Annotated in this window: 10 protein-coding genes; 3 read left to right on the top strand and 7 right to left on the bottom strand. The window is 64.5% G+C overall.

Features of this window, described 5'->3' with window-relative positions; genetic code table 11:
* Window positions 1-150: 150 nt before the first annotated feature.
* The 4 genes from ADADO0_RS16575 to ADADO0_RS16560 form a co-directional block, all read right to left on the bottom strand.
* Window positions 151-1,101, bottom strand: coding sequence for an acetyl-CoA carboxylase carboxyltransferase subunit alpha (locus tag ADADO0_RS16575; RefSeq protein ID WP_511306281.1), 951 nt, complete (start codon window positions 1,099-1,101; stop codon window positions 151-153).
* Window positions 1,102-1,589: 488 nt separating this feature from the next.
* Window positions 1,590-4,925: a transglutaminase family protein gene (locus ADADO0_RS16570; RefSeq protein WP_511306280.1), complete on the bottom strand. Its 3,336-nt coding sequence runs from the start codon at window positions 4,923-4,925 to the stop codon at window positions 1,590-1,592.
* A 135-nt stretch (window positions 4,926-5,060) separates the two neighbouring features.
* Entirely contained in the window at window positions 5,061-8,261 is a 3,201-nt protein-coding gene (locus tag ADADO0_RS16565) for an efflux RND transporter permease subunit (RefSeq protein WP_511306279.1), read from the bottom strand.
* Window positions 8,262-8,289: 28 nt separating this feature from the next.
* A complete protein-coding gene (locus ADADO0_RS16560) occupies window positions 8,290-9,573 on the bottom strand; it encodes an efflux RND transporter periplasmic adaptor subunit (protein ID WP_511306278.1) in 1,284 nt (427 codons plus the stop codon).
* A 436-nt stretch (window positions 9,574-10,009) separates the two neighbouring features.
* On the opposite strand from ADADO0_RS16560, the gene secA reads away from it, so the two are divergent.
* On the top strand, window positions 10,010-12,787 hold the full coding sequence (secA, locus tag ADADO0_RS16555; protein WP_511306277.1) for a preprotein translocase subunit SecA: 2,778 nt from the start codon (window positions 10,010-10,012) through the stop codon (window positions 12,785-12,787).
* A gap of 43 nt (window positions 12,788-12,830) precedes the next feature.
* On the opposite strand, the gene ADADO0_RS16550 is transcribed toward secA, so the two are convergent.
* Complete coding sequence (locus ADADO0_RS16550) at window positions 12,831-13,676, bottom strand: IclR family transcriptional regulator (RefSeq protein WP_511306276.1); 846 nt, start codon at window positions 13,674-13,676, stop codon at window positions 12,831-12,833.
* A gap of 231 nt (window positions 13,677-13,907) precedes the next feature.
* Between ADADO0_RS16550 and ADADO0_RS16545 the strand changes: the two genes are divergently transcribed.
* Together ADADO0_RS16545 and ADADO0_RS16540 are read left to right on the top strand one after the other, a co-directional pair.
* Window positions 13,908-14,942 carry a 2-dehydropantoate 2-reductase gene (locus ADADO0_RS16545; RefSeq protein WP_511306275.1) on the top strand — a complete coding sequence of 345 codons (1,035 nt, stop codon included), beginning with the start codon at window positions 13,908-13,910 and terminating at the stop codon, window positions 14,940-14,942.
* 507 nt (window positions 14,943-15,449) lie between these two features.
* Window positions 15,450-16,031 (top strand): YqaA family protein, encoded by a 582-nt coding sequence (locus ADADO0_RS16540; RefSeq protein ID WP_511306274.1) that lies wholly within the window; start codon window positions 15,450-15,452, stop codon window positions 16,029-16,031.
* 167 nt (window positions 16,032-16,198) lie between these two features.
* Here ADADO0_RS16540 and ADADO0_RS16535 read toward each other — a convergent pair whose 3' ends face one another.
* Entirely contained in the window at window positions 16,199-17,623 is a 1,425-nt protein-coding gene (locus ADADO0_RS16535; RefSeq protein ID WP_511306273.1) for a glutamate synthase subunit beta, read from the bottom strand.
* 289 nt (window positions 17,624-17,912) lie between these two features.
* Window positions 17,913-22,574, bottom strand: a complete 4,662-nt coding sequence (gene gltB, locus ADADO0_RS16530) for a glutamate synthase large subunit (RefSeq protein WP_511306552.1) — start codon at window positions 22,572-22,574, stop codon at window positions 17,913-17,915.
* Between the last annotated feature and the right edge of the window lie 251 nt (window positions 22,575-22,825).

Here is a 22,825-nt window from a genome sequence, read left to right as displayed (position 1 = left end):
GTGAGTTACCGCAAGATGGCTAAAAAAGGAAGAGTTGCGCCCCTTTGGGCCAGAAAGCCCGGTAAATGCGGCCAAGATGAGATTGTTCCCTGGCCCATCGCACGACTTCGGCCGGTCAAATGCAGTCGTGGTTAATCCCGCCCGATCGCCTCAAAGCGTGCGGCCGATGGCCAGGAACTTCTGGCGCCGCGCCTTGCGCACGGCTGCGGCGTCGAGCCCCGCAAGCCCGCCGAGCGCATCTGCAATCGCGTCCCCAACAGAGGCAAGGGTCGTCTTGGGATCGCGATGCGCGCCGCCGGCTGGCTCGCGGATGATGGTATCAACGACGCCGAACTTCAGCAGGTCCTGAGCAGTGATCTTCATGTTGGTGGCCGCCTCCTGCGCCTTGGCGGTGTCGCGCCACAGGATGGAGGCAGCCCCTTCGGGCGAGATCACGCTGTAGATGGCATGCTCCAGCATCAGCACCTTATTGGCCGTCGCCAGCGCGATGGCGCCGCCGGAGCCACCCTCGCCGATGATCACGGCCACGTTCGGCACGCTGAGTGCCAGGCACGCATCGGTGGAGCGGGCGATGGCTTCCGCCTGCCCGCGCTCCTCGGCGCCAATGCCGGGATAGGCCCCGGCCGTGTCGACCAGCGCCACCACCGGGACCTCGAAGCGGTCCGCCAGTTCCATCAGGCGCACCGCCTTGCGATAGCCTTCAGGACGCGCCATGCCGAAATTGTGACGGATGCGGGACTCGGTGTTGGAGCCCTTCTCGTGGCCGATCAGGCAGATCGCCTGCCCCCGGAAACGCGCGAACCCGCCGATGATGGCTTCGTCCTCGCCGAACTTCCGGTCCCCCGCGAGCGGGGTGAATTCATCGAATAGGCCCTTGGCGAAATCCGAGAAATGAGGCCGCGCTGGATGGCGCGCCACCAAGGTCTTCTGCCAGGGCGTGAGGTTGGCATACAATTGGTTCAGGGCGTCCGCCGCCTTGGCCTGGAGACGCTGCACGTCATCGGCGATGGCCACACCGTCGCCCGTCGAGAGGGCGCGCAATTCCTCGACCTTCGCCTCCAGCTCTGCCACGGGCTTCTCGAAGTCTAAATAGCTGCGCATGCCTATCCGTGGGTTTGTTGAAGGGGACGCGCCCAGGCGCTCGCCATTTCTATGCCGCGGAAGCTGCCTGCCACCGCAATGGGAGTCAAGCGCCCCAACCTGTCACGCCCGTCCCTCTCGGCCACCACGCCAAGCATCGAACGCAACTCTGCGGCGTCTCCAGCGTTAGCTACTAAACATGGTTTATCTGAGAAAGGCCCGTTATGGGACACCCCGTTGCGTTTCCCGCTTCCCGAGGCACCGAAGCTGACCGCTCCGTCGCATCTGAGAAGAAGCGTGCTGCAAACAAAGACCCCGCCGCCGGCCCCCACGCCAAGCCCCGACTTACCGACCCTGAAAAGACCCCAGGCGCCGGCAGCCTCCCCTCCCCGGACCTCCCCTCCGACGGGGACGCAACCACGGGTTGACACGGCCTTCCCTGAAGCGGTGCCGTAGCGTAATCGCTCCCACTTGAGCCGCGCAGTGCGGCTCAAGTGGGACAGTCGGCGTCAGACGCCAACGGCACGACGCAGGTCGAGAGTAGTCGGGAATTCGTCCGACGCGTGCTCGTCGACCACATGCGGGATGCCTGGCGTATGCCCGTGGGCCTCGAAACGTGCCAGACGGCGGGCCTCGGCCTCGTAAGAATTAACCGGATAGGTATCGTAATTGCGGCCGGCCGGATGGGCGACGTGGTAGACGCAGCCGCCCCGCGAATGTCCGCTCCAGGTGTCGATGAGGTCGAACGTCAGCGGAGTATCGACCGGGATGGTCGGGTTCATGCCGGTCGGGGGCTGCCAAGCCTTGTAGCGAACGCCGGCGACGAAGGTGCCGTTGCGCCCCGTGGGGGTCATCGGGATTTTGCGGCCATTGCAGGTCATGACATGGCGGGTGGGATTGAAGCCCTCCACCTTGACCTCGAGGCGCTCAACCGAGCTATCCACATAGCGGACGGTTCCGCCGATGGCGCCCTCTTCGCCCAGCACATGCCAGGGCTCGAGCGCACCGCGCAATTCGATGTCAACGCCCGCCCGATGGATTTTGCCCAGCGTCGGGAAGCGGAACTCGAACTGCGCCTTAAACCACAGCGGGTCGAACTCGTAGCCGGAGGCGGCAAGCTCGGCGAGCACATCCTCGAAGTCCGACCATACATAATGGGGCATCATGAAGCGGTCGTGGAGGATGGTACCCCAGCGCACGCAATTGCCCTGGATCGGCTTACGCCACAGCGTGACGATCAGCGCGCGCAGCAGAAGCTGCTGAGCCAGGCTCATGCGCCAATCCGGCGGCATCTCGAAGCAGCGGAACTCCACCAGGCCAAGGCGGCCGGTGGGGCCGTCTGGCGAATACAGCTTGTCGATGGAAATCTCGGTGCGGTGGGTATTGCCCGTCACGTCGATCAGGAGGTTGCGCAGCAGCCGGTCCACCAGCCACGGGGGCGGCGGCAGGCCGGCACCAGGCATGGGGAACCGCGAGAGCGCGATTTCCAGATCATACAGGCTGTCGTGGCGGGCCTCGTCGATGCGCGGATGCTGCGAGGTCGGTCCGATGAACAGGCCAGAGAACATGTAGGACAGCGAGGGGTGGCGCTGCCAGAACAGGATCAGGCTTTTCAGCAGATCCGGCCGGCGCAGGAACGGGCTATCGGCGGGGGTGATGCCGCCCACGACAACGTGGTTGCCGCCGCCTGTGCCGGAGTGGCGCCCGTCGAGCTGGAACTTCTCGGTGCCGAGACGGGTGAGCCGCGCCTCCTCATAAAGCACGCGCGTGGTCTCCACGCAGCCGCGCCAGGTGGCGGACGGATGCACGTTGACCTCGAGCACACCGGGATCGGCCGCGAGACGGATCACCTCCAGGCGCGGATCGAACGGCGGCGGATAGCCTTCCAGGTGGATCGCCAGCTTGAGTTCGGCGGCGACTGCCTCAACGGCGGTGATGATGTCGAGATATTCTTCCAGCGTCTCCAGCGGCGGCAGGAACACGCACAGGCGGCCGTCGCGCGGCTCCACCGCGATCGCGGTACGCACATGGAATTCGCCGATGGTCGGGGACTGGCTGAGATAATCCTCGACGACCTGGCGTGCCCGCTCGGCGGCTGGCACGAGGCCGGTTTGGGCATCGCGGCGATAGCTCTGCCTCATGGCGTCCGCATCCGGCAGCGGCGGGCGCGGATCCAGCGGATCCGCCGGCAGGATGTGGGGATAGATGGTCGGCGGCAGGTGCTTCAGCGAATCCAGCGGAATGCGGAAGCCGATGGGGCTGTCGCCCGGCACCAGGAAAAGGTGCCCGCGACGGAACTGCCACAGTTCGGAGAGCCAGCCGCTGCCGGCCTTGGCATTGAGCCGCTGGATCGGCAGCACATAACCGCGCGGCGTGCCGAGACCCTCGGCAAAGGCGGTGGCCATCGCCTTGCGCGCGATGGGGTCCTTGATGCGCGGATCGCCCGGCTCAATGTTCTCCGGGAGGTTCGCCTCCTTCATCATGAAGTGGACGATGTCTTCATAGGCCGGCAGCAGATACTTCGGGTCCAGCCCGAGGCGTTCGGCGAGGGCGTAGGAGAAACGCTCCGCATCCGCCGGGCCGACCTTGTAGTTCTCGGTCTCGATCGCGATCAGGCTCTCGTCGTGCCAGACCGGCTTGCCGTCCTTGCGCCAGAACAGGCCAAACGACCAGCGCGGCAGGTCCTCGCCGGGATACCACTTGCCCTGGCCGTAATGCATCATGCCGCCGGGGGCAAAACGCTCGCGCAGGCGGCGGATCAGTTCATCCGCTCGGATGCGCTTCATCTTGCCGAGGGCGGCCGTATTCCATTCGGGCGCCTCGTAATCGTCGATCGAGATGAAGGTGGGCTCGCCGCCCATGGTGAGGCGCACGTCGTGCGCCAGCAGGTCCTCATCCACCTTCTCGCCGAGCGCGTCGAGAGCGGCCCAGCTATCGTCGGAGAACGGAAGCGTCACGCGGGGCGCCTCGGCGACGCGCGTGACCGTCATCTCGAAGTCGAACTCGACCTCGGCCGGCTCCACCGCGCCCGAAATGGGGGCGGCCGAACGATAGTGCGGGGTTGCCGCGAGCGGGATATGGCCCTCGCCGCACAGCAGGCCGGAGGTGGCGTCGAGGCCCACCCAGCCGGCGCCGGGCAGATAGACCTCGGCCCAGGCGTGTAGGTCGGTGAAGTCCACCTCGGTGCCCGAGGGGCCGTCCAACGACTTCACGTCGGGCTTCATCTGAATGAGGTAGCCGGAAACGAAGCGCGCCGCGAGACCGAGGCGGCGCAGCACCTGGACCAGCAGCCAGCCGGAGTCGCGGCACGAACCCAGCTTGTTGCCCAGCGTCACGTCGGGCGTCTGCACGCCCGGCTCCATGCGGATGACATATCCGACCGCGCTCTGGATCGCTTGGTTCAGCTCCACGAGGAAATCGACGGTGCGCCGCTTCTCCATGGACACGCCGGCAACGAAGGCGTCGAGCAGCGGCCCCGCGTCCTCGAGTTCGAGATACGGGGTCAGTTCGGTCTTCAACTCGGGCGTATAAGCGAATGGAAAGTGCTCGCCATATTCCTCTATGAAGAAGTCGAAGGGGTTGGTGATGGCCATGCTGGCCAGCAGATCGACCTCAATCTTGAATTCCGTGGTGCGCTCGGGAAACACGCACCGCGCCAGCCAGTTGCCGAACGGATCCTGCTGCCAGTTGATGAAGTGCTCAGCCGGCGTGATCTTCAGAGAATAGGCGGGGATCTCCGTCCGGGCATGCGGAGCGGGGCGCAGGCGGATGATCTGCGGACCCAGCGCTACCGGCCTGTCATAGGTGTAGCTGGTAACATGGTGCAGATTTGCAAGTATGGGCATGTCGGTTCACCAGCGTCGGTGGGCAAGGCGTGGCCCAAGGTTAGACAAGGGGTTAGACGCTTGAAAGCAAGAGTTTACGGCTACCTGCCGCATTAGCAGGCAGCGGTTTGAGGAGGCAGCGCGCAGACGCTGTCCTCATGCGGAAGCCGGGTGGACCGGCCCGGCCGGCGGCTGGCCGCCCGGTGTTGCGCCGTGCGCATTTGGCTTCGGCTTCTTCTTCAGCACCTTCTCCTCGAAGCGCTGGAGCACCGCGTAGAAGGACGGCACGAAGAGCACCGCAAGGCAGGTGGAGGCCAGCATCCCGCTGACCACGGCGATGCCGATGGACTTGCGGGAATTGGCCCCGGCGCCGGTGGCGAACACCAGCGGCAGAACGCCCAGGATGAAGGCGAACGAGGTCATCAGGATGGGGCGGAACCGCAGGCGCGAAGCCTCCACCGCCGCATCCATGATGTCCATGCCCTCGGCCCGTTTTTCGCGGGCGACCTCGACGATCAGGATGGCGTTCTTCGATGCCAGCGCGATCAACAGCACGAGACCGATCTGGGTGTAGAGATTGTTGGACGCCCCGACCGCCATCAGCGCGCCCACCGTACCAAGCAGCGCCAGGGGCACCGCAAGGATGACGGAGAACGGGAGAATCCAGCTCTCATACTGTCCGGCGAGCACCATATAGACCAGCAGGATCGCCATGCCGAAGACGAAGTACATCTGCGAGCCGACCGCCTTTTCCTGGTAGGACATTGCGGTCCACTCGTAGCTCATGCCCGGCGGCAGGGTGGCGGCGGCGATCTGCTCCATCAGGTTGAGCGCCTGGCCGGAGGAGAAGCCCGGCGCATTCCCCCCGACGATGGTCGCGGTGGGATAGAGATTGTACAGCGAGATCAGCGGCGCACCTGGCAGGATGCGGATGTCGATCAGCGTGCCGAGCGGGACCATCGTGCCCTGGGGGGTACGGATCTTCAGGTTTTGCAGATCTTCCGGCAGCAGGCGGGACTTGGATTCCGCCTGGACATACACCTGGAACACGTTGCCGAACTTGTTGATCTGCGTGACGTAGCTCGATCCAACATAGGCCGAGATGGTGCTGAACACCTGCTTCACCGTCACGCCGAGGGTCTCGGCCTTGATGCGGTTCACCTCCACCTGGAGCTGCGGGGCGGTGGCGCGGAACGAGGTCGAGAGATGCGCGAGGCCGGACTGGGCCTGCCCCTTCTCGACGATGGCGTTGGCGACGTTCTGCAACAGGGTGTAGTCGAAATTGCCGTCGCGGATCTGCGGCTGCATGGTGAAGCCGGAGGCGTTGCCGATGCCCTGGATGGCGGGGGGCACGAGCACCGCGATCTGGGCTTCCTCGACCTTGGCAAACTCCCGGTTCATGGTGGTGTAGATGGAGAGGAGGTCCTGCCCCTTTTCCTTTTCGCGCACGCTCCAATCGGTGAATGGCACGTAGAGCACGCCACCATTGGCGAGGGTCGCGTTATTGTCGAGCGCCGAGATGCCGGTGATACCGAGCACGGTGGCGACGCCGGGGACCTTCAGGGCGATCTCTGTGACCTTCTCGACCACGCGACGGGTGCGCTCGGTGGAGGAGGCGTCGGGAAGCTGCACCGCCAGCACGACGTAACCCTGGTCCTCGATCGGTAGGAACGAGGTCGGCAGGCGGGCCAGCCCCCATGCTGCGATGCCCATCAGAATGAGCGAGACAATCACCGCCAGCTTGGAGTGATGCACCATGCGGCTGATGATGCCAGCGTACCAATGCTCGCAAACGTTGTAGCCCCGATTAAAGCCGCGGAAGAAGAAATTCTTCTGATCCTCAGGGGTTGGCTTGCGCAGCCACAGCGCGCACTGGGTCGGCTTCAGAGTTGCGGCGTTGATGGCCGAGATGAAAGCGGTGGCGGCGATGACAAGCGCGAACTGCTTGAACATTTCGCCCGTCAGGCCGGGGATGAACGAAGCGGGCAGGAAGACCGACATCAGCACCAGCGTGATGCCGATAACCGGACCGAACAGTTCGTCCATGGCCTTCTCGGCGGCTGGCTGACCGTCCATGCCCTCCTCGATATGCCGCGCGACGCCTTCCACGATGACGATGGCGTCGTCCACGACGATGCCGATGGCCAGGATGAGCGCGAACAATGTGGAGAGGTTGACGGTGAAGCCCATCGCCGCCATCGCCGCGAATGCGCCGATGATGGTCACGGGCACTGTCGTCGCCGGCACCAGCGTCGCGCGCCAGTCCTGGAGGAACAGCATGATGACGATGAGCACCAGGATGCCGGCCTCGATCAAGGTCTTATAGACCTCGTTGATGGAGGCGGTGACGAACAGCGTGGTGTCGAACGGGATCTTATAGGCAAGCCCCTCGGGGAAGGACTTGGCCAGTTGGTCCATCTTCGCCTTCACTTCCTCGGCCACCTGAAGCGCGTTGGCTTCGGGGAGCTGGAAGATGCCGATGCCGGCGGCGGGCTTGTTGTCCTGGGTGAAGGTCTTGCTGTAGGTCTGCGCGCCCAGTTCCACACGGCCGATGTCGCGGATGCGAACGATGCGGCCGCCGTTCTGGTTGTCCGACTTTACGATGATGTTCTCGTAGTCGGGCGCGTCGTTCAGGCGACCCTGAATATTGACCGTGTATTGGAAATTGGTGCTCGACGGAGCGGGCGGCATGCCCACCTGGCCGGCGGTGACTTCCTGGCTCTGCCCCTGGATGGCGTTGATGATGTCGGTCGGGGTCAGGCCCACCGCCTGCATCTTGTCCGCGTCCATCCAGACGCGCATGGCGTAGCTGCCGGCGCCGAACACCAGCACGTTGCCGACGCCGGGAAGGCGCGCCAGCTCGTTCTGGACATAGATGCCCGCGTAGTTGGAGAGGAACAGGCCGTCATAGCGCCCGTCGGGCGAGACCAGGGTGACGAATTCCAGGATCGAGGTGCCCTTCTGGAGCACCGTGACGCCCTGCACCTGCACCGCCTGCGGCAGCGAGGCGTTGGCGATCGAGACGCGGTTCTGCACCAGAACCTGCGCCATGTTCGGGTCGGTGCCGATGTCGAAGGTCACGAGCAGGGTGTAGGTGCCGTCAGCGGCGCTCCACGACTGCATGTAGAGCATACCCTGGACGCCGTTGACCTGCTCCTCGATCGGCAGGGCGACCGTGTCAACCATGGTCTTGGCGCTGGCGCCCGGGTAGGAGGTCGTCACCGTCACGGTGGGCGGCACGATGTTCGGATATTGCGCGACGGGAAGCCGGTAGAGGCAGACCGCGCCGATGAGAACGAACAATAGGGCGAGCACGTTCGCCAGAACCGGCCGCTCGATGAAAAAGCGCGAGATCATATTCGCCGCCTGGGTGCGAGGTGCCGGATCAGTTCTTCGGTGTCGCCGGAGCAGGCGTCGTAGCTGACGGTGCCGGAGGCGGGGCAGCGCCCGGCGCGATCGGCCGAGGCGGAGGCACGACCCCCATGGTTCCCTTCTCCGGTGTCACCGTGGAGCCGGGGATGGCGCGCTGAATGCCGTTGATGACCACCTGGTCACCGGCGGCAACGCCGCTGTCGATGGCGCGCAGGCCCTTGTCCTGCAACTGGCCGAGCTTGACCTGCGCCTGCTTGACCTTGTTGTCCTTGTCCACGGTCAGGAGATAGCTGCCGCTCTGGTTGGTGCCGACGGCGTTGTCGTTGACCAGCACCATGGTGCTGGCCGGGCCGAGCGGCAGGCGCACGCGCGCGAATAGGCCGGGGATCAGCGCGAGGTTGGGGTTGTCGAAGATGCCCCGGACCGTCAGCGTGCCGAGGTTCGGATCGACCTGCGGAGACACATAGTCGAGCTTGCCCTTGTGGGGATATCCCTCCTCGGTCTGGAGCCCGATCTCCACCGGGATGCTGGCGAGGTCCTGCGCAACCGACTGAAGGGTGCGGCCCTGCTTGGCGAGCCCTTCCTTGATGCGCAGCACCTGGGTCTCGGAGAGCGAGAACCAGACGTAGATCGGGTTCACCTCGACGATGGTGGCAAGCTTGGTGGGGCTGCCATAGCCCACCAGCGCGCCGACATCCTGCAAATGGGCGGTGACGACGCCGTCGAACGGGGCCGCCACTTCGGTATAGCTGAGGTTGATCTTCGCGATGGTGAGAGCGGCCTGGGCGTTCTGCACGTTCGCCACCGACTGGTCGCGCTTGGCGCGCGCCTGGTCGAGGGTCGCCTGGGAAGAAAAGTCCTGCTTGGCAAGCTGGTTCTGCCGGTTGAACTCGGCCTCAGCCTGCACTTGCAGTGCCTGGTTGGCCGCGAGCGTCGCCTCGGCCTGTGTCACATCGGCCTTGTACTGGTCCTGCTCGATAACGAACAGGACAGTGCCCTTCTTCACCAAGGCGCCGTCCTTGTATTTGATGGCGGTCAGGAAGCCCTGGACGCGGGCCGTCAGGTCCACGGTATTGATGGAGGCTGTGTTGCCGGTCAACTCAAGGTACCGCGTCACAGGCTGCTCGACGGCCGGGGCAATCGTCACCGTGGGCGGGGGCGGTGCAACATAGGTATTCTTCTCCTCGCACCCGGCGAGCAAAAGAGCACCGGCGACGCAGCCCACCACGGCCACGCCTTGGCGGACAGCCCGGTTCACCGAACCATAAGCGCCGCAAACAGAAATCACCCCGGCCATACCCGTCCCCCGACCGTCAAATTCGCGCGGATAGTACGCAGCGCCCACCAGACTGTCCATGACACAGAAAGGACGCAGGGAACATCACCGTCCCTTCGGGCGTTCGGCGGGGAATTTCGCCGCACGCCGCGGCTGGGAAAGTCAGTTTGCACCGCAGCAAGCCGGCATTCCCTTGAAAGAGGAAACGCGCGCGATCATTGACAAGGCCACGCACCGTTCATAAGTCTCCGCACGGCGCAAGGGCGTCCCTCCAGCGTGCTCCAGCCGGGCGCGGCCACAACGTTTTACACGGCATCGACGACCGTACGTAAAGGCGTTTCGGACTTGCTGACGCCGCATTGGCGGCGTCGAAGAGGGCATTGCCATTGACCGGAGGGTTCGGCCGGCCGTCCCCACCCTCCTCGACACAGCGACGGAACGGATAGAGACCTTAACCATGTTGGGTGGAATTGCTCGAAAGCTGTTCGGATCGTCGAACGACCGCAGGGTCCGCGGCTACCGCCCCTCCGTCCAGGCGATCAATGCGCTGGAGAGTGAGGTCTCGGCCCTGAGCGACGACCAGTTGCGTGCACGCACAGCGGCGTTCCGCGCGGAACTCGCCGCCGGTAAGGATTTGGACGATCTTCTCGTACCCGCCTTTGCCACCGTGCGCGAGGCGGCCAAGCGTGTGCTCGGCCTGCGCCCGTTCGACGTGCAATTGATCGGCGGCATGGTGCTGCATGACGGCGGCATCGCCGAAATGAAAACCGGCGAAGGCAAGACCCTGGTGGCCACCGCCCCGGTCTACCTCAACGCGCTGGCCGGCAAGGGCGTTCACGTCGTCACGGTCAACGACTACCTCGCCCGCCGCGACGCCGAATGGATGGCGCGGATCTATGGCTTCCTCGGCCTCACCACCGGCATCATCGTCCACGGCCTCGACGACGAGCAGCGCCGCGCCGCCTATTATTGCGACGTCACCTATGCCACCAATAACGAGCTTGGGTTCGACTATCTGCGCGACAATATGAAGTATGACCGCGCCCACATGGTGCAGCGGCCGCACTTCTTTGCCATCGTCGACGAGGTGGACAGCATCCTGGTGGATGAGGCGCGCACCCCGCTCATCATCTCCGGACCTCTCGACGACCGCTCCGACTTCTACAACACGATCGACACCTTCATTCCGCGCCTCACCAAGGCCGATTATGAGGTGGACGAGAAGCAGCGTTCCGTGGCCTTGACCGAAGCCGGCATGGAAAACATGGAGCAGATGCTCACCGCCGCCGGTTTGCTCAAGTCGGCCTCGCTCTACGACATCGAGAACGTGACGGCGGTTCACCACGTCAATCAGGCGCTGCGCGCGCACTCGCTGTTCCAGCGCGATAAGGACTACATCGTCCGCAACGACGAAGTGGTGATCATCGACGAGTTCACCGGCCGCATGATGCCTGGCCGACGCTATTCCGAAGGCTTGCATCAGGCCTTGGAAGCCAAGGAGCGCGTGACGGTCCAGCCGGAAAACCAGACCCTCGCGTCGATCACGTTCCAGAACTATTTTCGGCTTTACCAGAAGCTCGCCGGAATGACCGGCACGGCCTCCACAGAGGCCGCTGAGTTTGGCGACATCTACAAGCTCGACGTGGTGGAAATCCCCACCAACATGAAGGTCTCCCGCATCGACGACGATGACGAGGTGTACCGCACGGCGGGCGAGAAATACGCCGCCATCATCACCCTCATCACCGAGGCCCATAAGCGAAGCCAGCCGGTTCTGGTGGGCACGACCTCGATCGAAAAGTCCGAACTGCTGGCCGACCTCCTGAAGAAGGCGGGCCTTCAGCAGAAAGACTTCTCCGATCCCGATGCCTTCACCGGTCACGGCCACGACATGGCATTCGCGGTTCTGAACGCGCGCTACCACGAACAGGAAGCCTATATCGTCTCCCAGGCCGGGGTGCCCGGTGCCATCACCATCGCGACCAACATGGCGGGCCGTGGCACCGACATCCAGCTCGGTGGCAACGCCGAGATGCGCATCTTGCAGGAGTTGAAGGACCTTCCCGAGGGCGAGGAGCGCGCCGCGAAGGAAGCCACCATTCGCGAGGAGATCGCCGTTCTGAAGCGCAAGGCGCTGGATGCGGGCGGACTTATGGTGCTCGGCACCGAGCGTCACGAGAGCCGGCGCATCGACAACCAGTTGCGTGGCCGGTCCGGCCGCCAGGGCGACCCCGGACATTCCAAGTTCTTCCTGTCGCTGGACGACGACCTGATGCGCATCTTCGGGTCCGATCGGCTCGATGGCATGCTCCAGAAGCTTGGCCTCAAGGAAGGCGAGGCGATCATCCATCCCTGGATCAACAAGGCCCTGGAAAAAGCGCAGCAGAAGGTCGAGGCGCGGAATTACGACATCCGCAAGAACCTGCTGAAGTATGACGACGTGCTCAACGACCAGCGCAAGGTGGTGTTCGAGCAGCGCCTGGACCTGATGAACGACGCCGATATCGCCGAGACGGTGGAGGACATGCGTCACTCCGTCATCACCGACCTGGTGGCGAAGTACATTCCCGCCAACTCATATCCCGAGCAGTGGGACGTGAAGGGGCTCGACTTCGCCGTGCGGGATGTCCTCACCCTGGAAATGCCGGTGGAGGAGTGGGCCAAAGAAGAGGGCATCGGCGCCGAAGAGGTGAACGAGCGCATCCTGCGCCGCGCCGACGAATGGATGGCCGCAAAGGCCGGCCAGTACGGCCCGGAACTCATGCGCTATGTGGAGAAGTCGGTGCTTCTCCAGACGCTCGACCATCTGTGGCGCGAGCATATCGGCATGCTGGACCATCTGCGCCAGGTGGTGGGCTTGCGCGGCTACGGCCAGCGCGACCCGCTCAACGAATACAAGTCCGAGGCATTCACGCTGTTCGCCGCTCTCCTCGGCCGGCTGCGCGAGATCGTCACCTCGCAGTTGATGCGCGTTGAGATCGTAACCTCCCCGCCCCCCATGGCTGAACTTCCGCCCATGGAAGGCCACCATATTGACGCCACCACCGGCGAGGACGAGATGGCATCCGCAGGCGCCGCCATCGGCGTCCGGCCCCAGTTGGCGTTGACCGGCGACGTGGCAGTTGCGGAGCGCGATCCCGATGACCCCTCGACCTGGGGCAAGGTGGGACGAAACGAGAATTGCCCCTGCGGCTCGGGCAAGAAGTTCAAGCATTGCCACGGCCGCTTCGGCTGATAGCGCAGGCTTTGGAAGGCGCCCTCCCGGCGCCTTCTTTGCTTCAGCGATACGCGACGAATTCCGGCGGCACGCTCTCATCGGCGCCGGAATAGAGCCGGGTCATCTGCTCGGCGGCTGCAAGCACGCGCGGCCCGAGGCGGTCCACCCGGTCATTGCTCATGCGCACGGCGGGCGCCGCCACCGACACTGCGCCGATGGGCTCGCGCCATTCATTGAAGATCGCAGCGGCGACGGCGCGCATGCCGTCTGTATGCTCGTCATTATCCACCGCATAGCCGCGCGCGGAGATGGCGACGAGATCATCAACCAGTTCGCGTTCCGACCGATGGGTGCGCACCGTGAACGCCTCATAGCGAATCTGTGCCAGACAGGCGCCGCGGAAGGCGGGACTTGCCGCCGCGAGCACGGCCTTGCCGCTGGCGGAGGCATGGAGAGGCAGCCGCACGCCCAGGCGGAAGAAGGCCCGCACGGGCGAATGGCCTTCCGCTTGCGCCACCACCACCAGTTCGTTGCCGTCGAACATGGCGAGGTTCACGGTTTCCTGGGTCTCGTGAAGCAGGCGGCGGATCACCGGCCGCCCGATATCTGGCAGCTTGCGGATGCGCAGGTACGCTGCGCCGATCCGAAACAGGCCGAGCCCCACGGTCCATAGCCCGCTTTCCGGATCGTGATTGACCAATTGGCGCTTCTGGAGCGTGCCCAGCAGCCGATGAGCCGTGCTCGCGGGCAGCTCTGTCTTTTTGGCGATCTCGCTGAGGCTCATGCCGTCCGCGTCAGCCAGCACCCGTAGCAGCGCGATCGCCCGGTCCAGCGACTGCACCTCCCCCCCCTCTACGGCGGACGCGGGGCGACCACGCCGCCGGGGCGCAATGTTCTGGTCCTCCATGGGCCTCCCCGCCTTCGCTGCTTCGCGCCGCCTCACCAACTGATGGCGCGGATAGCTGCATTCGGCAAGGCGGAGGGGTTTGTCGGGTGGAGCGTGGTAGGTACCTGCGTCAATTTTCCATATTACGGAAATTTATCCCATTAATATCCTTAGCCCAACAGCAAGGACGCGGAATTCCATCCGCAATCTTGGCATACATTATACCGAATTAGTCATACGGGAGAATTCGCCATGAAAATTTGCATCTATGGCGCGGGCGCCATTGGTGGCTATCTGGGCGTTCAGATGGCCCTGGCAGGGGCGGACGTCAGCCTGGTGGCGCGCGGTCCGCACCTGGAAGCGATGAAGCGCGACGGAGTGAAACTCCTCATCGGCGGCGAGGAGAGGGTCGCCAAGGTGCGCGCGACCGACGACCCGAGCGAACTCGGCCCGCAGGATTATGTCTTCATCGCCCTGAAGGCCCACTCCGTGCCCGCAGTGGTCGACCGGATGCGCCCTCTGCTGGGCAATGACACCAGCGTCGTGACGGCCGTCAACGGCGTGCCCTACTGGTATTTCTACAAGCACGGCGGCGCCCTCGAAGGCCGCAGGCTGGAAAGCATCGATCCCGGCGGAAAACAGTGGGATGTGCTGCGCCCGGAACGCGCCATCGGCTGCATCGTCTACCCCGCCACCGAGGTGGTGGCGCCGGGCGTGATCCAGCATGTCTATGGCGACAAATTCCCCATCGGCGAGCCCTCCGGAGAGAAAAGCGCCCGCGTGCAGCGCCTCGCCGACATGATGAACACGGCCAACCTACGGGCGCCGGTGCTCACCAACATTCGCGATGAGATGTGGCTGAAGCTCTGGGGCAACCTCTGCTTCAACCCCATCAGCGCCCTCACCCAGGCCACCCTCGACGTGATCGCGACCGATCCAGACACCCGTGCCGTAGCGCGCGCCATGATGAGTGAGGCGGAAGCCGTAGCGCGCCGCCTTGGAGTGAATTTCCGGGTGAATGTGGAGCGCCGCATCGATGGGGCCGGAGCGGTGGGCGCCCACAAGACCTCGATGCTCCAGGACCTGGAACGCGATCGACCCATGGAGATCGACCCATTGGTCACGGCAGTTCAGGAAATGGCCCGCCTGATGGATCAGCCGACGCCGACGCTGGACGTTGTGCTGGCCTTGGTGCGCCAGCGCGCTGCCGTGGCGGGGCTAGGGGGCCATCTGTCCACCCCGCCCCTCACCGCCGCCGATATGCCGCGGGCGCAGGCTCGGCACTGAGCCGGCCGGTTATGCCGTGAGATCTCCCCCCGCGACACCCGGGCGGGAGAGAGAGTCATGAATGGAATCGCCCGGTCGCGGCCCGTTTCAATCGGGGCTGGGGCAATAAACGAAAGCTTTGAAGATCAGTCGGACACAACCGCTGTTGCGACGGTCGCGGTCACGCTGCCGGTCGACAGCGCAACGCCGGCAAAGGCGTAGCCGAGGATGAGGGCGGTAAACACGGCAATGCGCTTCAACATGGAGGGTCTCTTGCGGCCTGAATGAAAACTCTTCGCTTCAGCGAGATATGCACGCTGCGTTACGCAGGTTTTCAATTCGTTAAATCCCGAGACCGGATGCAGATTTGCGCCCGGACCCTTTCAAAGACAGTTAATGCGCGAGCGTGGCTGATGTTCCCTCACCGCCGCACGAAACCGACGGCGTGGCAATTTTGCCCACGCTGGACAGGAGGCAGCGGCCCGTCTAAGCCCCTCGCAGCCTCCAGCCGCAAAGAACCGTGCCCCGATGCTCCGCAAGCTCTACGACTGGGTGATCGCCTATTCCGCCCGCCCCTCAGCCCCCTGGGCCCTGGCGATAGTCTCGTTCGCGGAAAGCTCGATCTTCCCCATTCCGCCTGACGTGCTCCAGGTGCCCATGACCCTGGCGCGGCCGGAAAAAGCGTGGACCTATGCGCTGATTGCGACCGTCTCATCGGTCCTCGGCGGCCTCGTCGGCTATGCCATTGGCGCTCTGCTCTATGACAGCGTGGGCCTGTTCCTGATCAATCTGTACGGCTACAGCGGCAAGGTAGAAGTGTTCCGCGCGGCCTATGCTCACTACGGGCATTGGGTGATCCTTCTGAAGGGTCTGACGCCCATTCCCTTCAAGCTCGTCACCATCACGTCCGGCTTTGCCGGCTACAATCTGTTCTGGTTCGTGGTGCTGTCGGTGGTCACGCGCGGCGCCCGTTTCTTCCTGCTCGCCGCGCTGCTGCATTATTTCGGGCCGGCCGCGCGCGAATTCATCGAGAAGCGGCTGGGTCTCGTCACCCTGGGCCTGTTCGTCGTGCTGGTAGTGGGCATCGTTGCCGCGCTTTATCTGATCTGAGCGTTCTCCGCTCCAGCCGTCGCACACGGATCAAACGTCATGCCCGGGCTTGACCAGGGCATCCAATCGGTGCCGGAGGTACGGCCCTCGATAGCTTGAAACACGCGGAAAACGTTGATCCCCGGGTCAAGCCCGGGGATGACATATCTCTTGCTTCACAAGCACCCTCAGCGCGGAAGCGTGGTCGCACCCATCAGGGCCTTGTCGATGGCGTGGGCCGCCTGGCGACCCTCGCGGATCGCCCATACCACAAGCGACTGACCGCGCCGCATGTCGCCCGCCGCGTACAGCTTAGGCGTGGAGGTCAGGTATTCCTCTTCGTTCGCCTGCACGTTGCCGCGCTTGTCCAAGCTGGCGCCGCTCTGTTCGATCATGCCCGCATAGAGCGGATGCGCGAAACCGATGGCCAGGAACACGAGGTCCGCGCGCAGCACGAACTCGCTGCCTGGAACCGGCTGGCGCTTGGCGTCCACGCGGGCGCACTTCACGCCGGTGACGCGGCCGTTGCGGCCCTCGATGCCTAGGGTGGCGCAGGCAAACTCGCGCTCGGCGCCCTCGGCTTGGGACGAGGAGGTGCGGAACTTGGTGGGCCAGAACGGCCACACCGCCATCTTGTCTTCCTTGGTGGGGGGAACCGGGCGGATATCCAACTGGGTCACGGACAGCGCGCCCTGGCGGAACGCCGTTCCCACGCAATCGGACGCCGTATCGCCACCGCCAACAACAACCACATGGCGGCCCGAGGCGAGGATCGGCAATTCGCGGTGCACCTCTTCGCCGCCCTCGCGACGGTTCTGCTGTACGAGATAAGGCATGGCGAAATGCACGCCTTCGAATTCCTGGCCGGGAAGGCGCGGATCGCGCGGGGCCTCAGAGCCGCCGGCGAGAAGCACGGCGTCGTAATTGTCGAGCAATTCCTGGATCGGCTTGGTCACGCCCACGTTCACGCCGTAGTGGAAGGTGACGCCCTCCGCTTCCATCTGGGTGACGCGCCGATCAATGTGGCGCTTCTCCATCTTGAAGTCGGGAATGCCGTAGCGCAGCAGGCCGCCGGCCTTCGGCTCGCGCTCGAACACATGCACGTCATGCCCGGCGCGGGCGAGTTGCTGCGCCGCCGCCATGCCCGCCGGGCCAGAGCCGATCACCGCCACCGAACGGCCGGTGCGGATCGACGCCACTTCCGGCTTGGTCCAGCCCATCTTCCACGCCTTGTCGGCGATCGCCTGTTCCACCGTCTTGATGGTGACGGGCATGTCCTCAAGATTCAGCGTGCATGCCTCCTCGCACGGAGCGGGGCAGACGCGGCCGGTAAACTCGGGGAAATTGTTGGTGGAGTGCAGGTTGCGCGCCGCCTCCTCCCAGTCGCCGGCATAGACCAGATCGTTCCAGTCGGGGATCTGGTTGTTCACGGGACAGCCGGTGGGGCCGTGGCAGAACGGAATGCCGCAATCCATGCAGCGGGCGGCCTGGTTGGCCACCTCCGTGTCGGGCAATGGCAAGGTGAATTCGCGGAAATGGCGAATCCGGTCGGAAGCGGGCTGATACTTCTGCTCCCGCCGGTCGATCTCCATGAACCCGGTGACCTTACCCATTACCACCCCTCCGGGAGCCGCGTCGCATCACGAGCGCCATTAGCCCCATTACAAGAATTGTTCCAGCTTGATGGCCAGCTTTTGTGCCATGCAATGACGCACAGCGCCGCGCCTTCATTTTTGGTGAGCGTGGAGCCTTCACCCGCTTACGGGGGAAGGTTGGAAGCGAGCACCGCATCGCTGCGGGCGGACCTTATGACTAGAACAACACCAAATCGCTCCAGGGTCAGCCCCCTCCCCGGCCCTCCCCCGCAAGCGGTAGAGGGAGAGGTTCAGTACAGCGGAGAAACTATTCCGCCGCCTGAAGACCGCGCAGTTTTTCCATCTCGCGCAGAGCACGGCGGTATTCCACCGGCATGACCTTGACGAATTTGCTGCGGTAATCGGCCCAGTTGTCGAGAATCTTCTGCGCCCGACCGGAGCCGGTGTGGTGCAGATGCTTGGCGATGAGCTGGTGCAAGCGCTCTTCATCATGGCGGGACATGTCGCCCTGCACGTCGATGCGCCCCTTGAACTCAAGATCGCCGCCGTGGTGGTGGAGGCGTTCCAGCAGGTCCTCCTCCTCCTCCACGGGCTCGATATCGACCATCGAGAGGTTGCAACGCTTCGCGAAGCTCTTGTCCTCGTCCAGCACATAGGCGACGCCACCGGACATGCCGGCCGCGAAATTCCGCCCGGTCTGGCCGATCACGACGACGATGCCGCCGGTCATATATTCGCAGCCGTGGTCGCCTGTGCCTTCAACGACGGCGATTGCCCCCGAATTGCGCACTGCGAAGCGTTCGCCCGCGATGCCCCGGAAGAAGCATTCGCCCTCGGTCGCCCCATACATCACGGTGTTGCCGACGATGATGGAGTCTTCCGGCACGATCGCGGTGTTGGCCGGTGGACGGACGATGATGCGTCCGCCCGAGAGGCCCTTGCCCACATAGTCGTTGGCCTCACCCACAAGGTTGAGCGTCACGCCGGCGGCGAGGAAGGCGCCGAACGCCTGGCCCGCAGTGCCGGTAAGGTGCACCTCGATGGTATCGTCGGGCAGGCCGGCGCCGCCATAACGCTTGGCCACCGCGCCCGAGAGCATGGCGCCCACGGACCGATCGACGCTGCGGATCGGGCTTTCGATGACGACCTTCTCGCCGCGCTCCAGAGCCGGCGCCGCCTTCACGATGAGGGTGCGGTCAAGCACCTTCTCGATCGGGTGGTGCTGGCGCTCGGTGTTGCGGGTGGCAACCTCCGGCGGCATGTTTGGCTTGGCAAAGATGCGCGAAAAATCGAGCCCCTTCGCCTTCCAATGGTCGATGGCGGCCTTCTGGTCGAGGATCTCGGAGCGACCGACCAGTTCGTTCATGTTGCGGAAGCCGAGTTCCGCCATGATCTCCCGCACTTCTTCCGCGACGAAGAAGAAGTAGTTGATGACGTGCTCCGGCGTGCCCTTGAAACGCTTGCGCAGCACCGGGTCCTGGGTGGCGACGCCAACCGGACAGGTGTTCAGGTGGCACTTGCGCATCATGATGCAGCCGGCGGCAATGAGCGGCGCCGTGGAGAAGCCGAACTCGTCGGCCCCCAGCAGCGCGCCGATCACCACGTCCTTGCCGGTGCGCAGTCCGCCGTCCACCTGGAGAGCGATGCGCCCGCGCAGCCGGTTGGCCACCAGCGTCTGCTGGGTTTCGGCAAGGCCCATCTCCCAGGGCGAGCCGGCGTGCTTCAGGGAGGTCAGCGGGCTCGCGCCCGTGCCGCCCTCGAAGCCGGAAATGGTGATGTGGTCCGCGCGCGCCTTGGCGACGCCCGCCGCGACCGTGCCCACCCCGACCTCGGAGACGAGCTTCACCGACACGTCCGCGTCGGGGTTCACGTTCTTCAGGTCGAAGATGAGCTGCGCCAGATCCTCGATGGAATAGATGTCGTGGTGCGGCGGGGGGGAAATGAGACCCACGCCGGGCATGGAATGGCGCACCTTGGCGATCACCGCGTCCACCTTGTGGCCGGGCAATTGTCCGCCTTCGCCGGGCTTGGCACCCTGCGCGACCTTGATCTGCATGACGTCGGAATTGACCAGATATTCCGCCGTGACGCCGAAACGGCCCGAAGCCACCTGCTTGATGGCCGAGCGCATGCTGTCGCCATTGGCCATGGGCACGTAGCGTTCCGCCTCTTCGCCGCCCTCGCCGGTGTTCGACTTGCCGCCGATCCGGTTCATGGCGATGGCGAGGGTGGTGTGCGCCTCGCGCGAGATCGAGCCGAACGACATGGCGCCGGTGGAGAACCGCTTGACGATGTCGGCCGCCGATTCCACCTCGGAGATGTCCACCGGGGTGTTGCCGAACTCTTCCGCCGTGCGGATGCGGAACAGTGAGCGGACGTTCAGCAACGTCTCGTCCTCGTTCATCAGCTTGGCGAACTCGCGGTAGCGGTCCTGTGCGTTGCCGCGCACGGCATGCTGGAGCAGCGACACGCTGTCCGGCGTCCAGGCGTGGGCCTCGCCCCGGATACGGTAGGCATATTCGCCGCCGACATCGAGCGCGAGCCGGTAGATCGGTGCATCGGAGAAGGCGAGTTTGTGGCGCCGCACGGTCTCCTCGGCGATCTCGGCCAGGCCGATGCCCTCAATGGTGGTGGCGGTGCCGAAGAAATACTTGTTCACCAGCTCGGAGTTGATGCCGACCGCGTCGAAGATCTGCGCGCCGCAATAGGACTGGTAGGTGGAGATGCCCATCTTGGACATCACCTTCAGCAGCCCCTTGTCGATGGACTTGATGTAACGCTTGACGATCTCGTAGTCGTCCACCTCTTCGGGGATCTCATCGCGCATACCCACCAGCGTCTCGAACGCGAGGTAGGGGTTGATGGCTTCCGCGCCATAGCCCGCGAGGCACGCGAAATGGTGGATTTCGCGGGCGTCGCCGGTTTCCACCACGAGGCCCACCGAGGTGCGCAAACCCTTGCGGATCAGGTGATGGTGGACGGCGGCCGTGGCCAGCAAAGCCGGAATGGGGATACGGTCCGGCCCGGTCATGCGGTCGGAGAGGATGATGATGTTGTAGCCGCCGTGGACCGCCGCCTCGGCGCGCTCGCACAGCCGCTCCACCGCGTCGGGCATGCCTGCGGCGCCCTTGTCGGAGGGATAGGTCATGTCGAGCGTGCGGGTGTCGAACCGCTCCTCCATCATGCCGATGGAGCGGATCTTCTCCAGGTCCTCATTGGTGAGGATCGGCTGGCGCACCTCCAGCCGCTTGCGGCGGGCATTGCCCTCAAGGTCGAAGATGTTCGGGCGCGGACCAATGAACGACACCAGGCTCATGACCAATTCCTCGCGGATCGGGTCGATGGGCGGGTTCGTCACCTGGGCGAAGTTCTGCTTGAAATAGGTGTAGAGCAGCTTCGACTTGTCCGAGAGCACCGAGACCGGGGTGTCGGTACCCATGGAGCCAACCGCCTCCTGGCCGGTGACGGCCATGGGGGGCAGCAGCAGCTTGATGTCTTCCTGGGTGTAGCCGAACGCCTGCTGGCGATCGAGCAGCGCCACATCTGTGCGCACCTCGCGCGCCTCCACGGGGCGAAGCTCCTCGAGCACCAGTTGGGTGTGCTTGAGCCATTCCTTGTAGGGATGCGCGCGGGCGAGCGAGGTCTTCACCTCCTCGTCGGGCACGAGGCGGCCTTCCACTAGGTCAACCAGCAGCATCTTGCCGGGCTGGAGGCGCCACTTGGTGACGATCTTCTCTTCCGGCAGCGTGAGCACGCCCATTTCAGAGGCGAGCACGATGATGTCGTCGCTCGTCACCATGTAGCGCGCGGGACGCAGGCCGTTGCGGTCGAGGGTCGCGACGATCTGGCGGCCGTCGGTGGCGACGATGGCCGCCGGGCCGTCCCAAGGCTCCATCATGGCCGCGTGATACTCGTAGAAGGCGCGCCGCTCCTCATCCATGAGCGGATTGCCGGCCCAGGCCTCTGGCACCAACATCATGGCCGCGTGGGACAGCGAGTAGCCGCCCTGGGTCAGGAATTCGAGCGCGTTGTCGAAGCAGGCGGTGTCCGACTGCCCCTCGTAGGAAATCGGCCAAAGCTTCGAGATGTCGGAGCCGATCAGCTCCGAATCCACCGATGCCTGCCGTGCCGCCATCCAGTTGACGTTGCCACGCAGGGTGTTGATCTCGCCGTTATGGGCGACCATCCGGTAGGGGTGGGCCAGCGGCCACGCCGGGAAGGTGTTGGTGGAGAAGCGCTGATGCACCAGGGCGAGCGCGCTCTCGAAGTCCGGATCGTGCAGGTCAGCGTAATAGGCGCCCAGCTGGTCTGCAAGGAACATGCCCTTGTAGACAAGGGTGCGGCACGACAGGGACACCGGATAATAGCCGGCCGTGCGCGGGTCACGCGCATCATAGATGGCGTTGGAAATCACCTTGCGCAGCACGAACAGGCGGCGCTCGAACGTATCCTCCTCGCACACGCCGTCGCCGCAGCCGATGAAGACCTGGACATGGTTCGGCTCGGTCGGAAGCACACTGAAGCCGAGGGAGGAATTGTCAGTGGGCACGTCCCGCCAGCCGATCAGAGACAAGCCCTCCTCGGCGATCACGCGCTCGAAGGCTGCGCGGACGATCTCCTGCCCCTCGGGATCGCGCGGCAGGAAGATGTGGCCAACCGCATACTTGCCGGGCTCGGGCAGTGAGAAGCCGAGGCGGGCAGCTTCCTTGGCGAAGAAGCGATGGGGAATCTGCACTAGCATGCCGGCACCGTCGCCGGCGCGCGGGTCCGCGCCCACCGCACCACGATGCTCAAGGTTCAGAAGGATCTGAAGACCGTCCTCGACGATCTTGTGGGACTTGCGGCCCTTGATATCGGCGATAAAGCCGACGCCGCAGGCATCGTGCTCGTGCGCTGGGTCAAACAGGCCGAACGCCTCAGGACGACCGAAAATCGCCGGGTCTTTGGCGGGGGCGGATCCAGGCACCATGCGTGCGCCCATATAGTCCATGCGATCCGTCGACATCGCTGTGCCCTCTCCTATAGCCGAGCTTACGCCCTGTCCCTTGCAACTCTCGCACCACGTCACCGGCCGCAGGCACGGAAAAGCGCGCATCCCTAGAGAGATGCCCGCCGATCCAAGCTGGACTGTGCGAATGATAGGGCAGCATGACTGCCCTATTTCGCGGAACATGACAGAAAAGCGGCACGCCCACAAGGCCGCCGCCATGCATTCGACGG

Origin of the sequence: Aquabacter sp. (assembly GCF_965279295.1) — a bacterium.
In the GTDB taxonomy this organism is placed as follows: Bacteria; Pseudomonadota; Alphaproteobacteria; order Rhizobiales; family Xanthobacteraceae; genus Aquabacter.
This window is presented reverse-complemented; position numbering and strand designations above follow the sequence as displayed.

What these genes read in the sequence shown, in the direction of transcription:
- secA (WP_511306277.1), top strand. Translation starts at nt 10,010, where the DNA reads ATGTTGGGTGGAATTGCTCGAAAGCTGTTCGGATCGTCGAACGACCGC.
- ADADO0_RS16575 (WP_511306281.1), bottom strand. Translation starts at nt 1,101, where the DNA reads ATGCGCAGCTATTTAGACTTCGAGAAGCCCGTGGCAGAGCTGGAGGCG.
- ADADO0_RS16550 (WP_511306276.1), bottom strand. Translation starts at nt 13,676, where the DNA reads ATGGAGGACCAGAACATTGCGCCCCGGCGGCGTGGTCGCCCCGCGTCC.
- ADADO0_RS16540 (WP_511306274.1), top strand. Translation starts at nt 15,450, where the DNA reads ATGCTCCGCAAGCTCTACGACTGGGTGATCGCCTATTCCGCCCGCCCC.
- ADADO0_RS16560 (WP_511306278.1), bottom strand. Translation starts at nt 9,573, where the DNA reads ATGGCCGGGGTGATTTCTGTTTGCGGCGCTTATGGTTCGGTGAACCGG.
- ADADO0_RS16545 (WP_511306275.1), top strand. Translation starts at nt 13,908, where the DNA reads ATGAAAATTTGCATCTATGGCGCGGGCGCCATTGGTGGCTATCTGGGC.
- ADADO0_RS16565 (WP_511306279.1), bottom strand. Translation starts at nt 8,261, where the DNA reads ATGATCTCGCGCTTTTTCATCGAGCGGCCGGTTCTGGCGAACGTGCTC.
- gltB (WP_511306552.1), bottom strand. Translation starts at nt 22,574, where the DNA reads ATGGTGCCTGGATCCGCCCCCGCCAAAGACCCGGCGATTTTCGGTCGT.
- ADADO0_RS16570 (WP_511306280.1), bottom strand. Translation starts at nt 4,925, where the DNA reads ATGCCCATACTTGCAAATCTGCACCATGTTACCAGCTACACCTATGAC.
- ADADO0_RS16535 (WP_511306273.1), bottom strand. Translation starts at nt 17,623, where the DNA reads ATGGGTAAGGTCACCGGGTTCATGGAGATCGACCGGCGGGAGCAGAAG.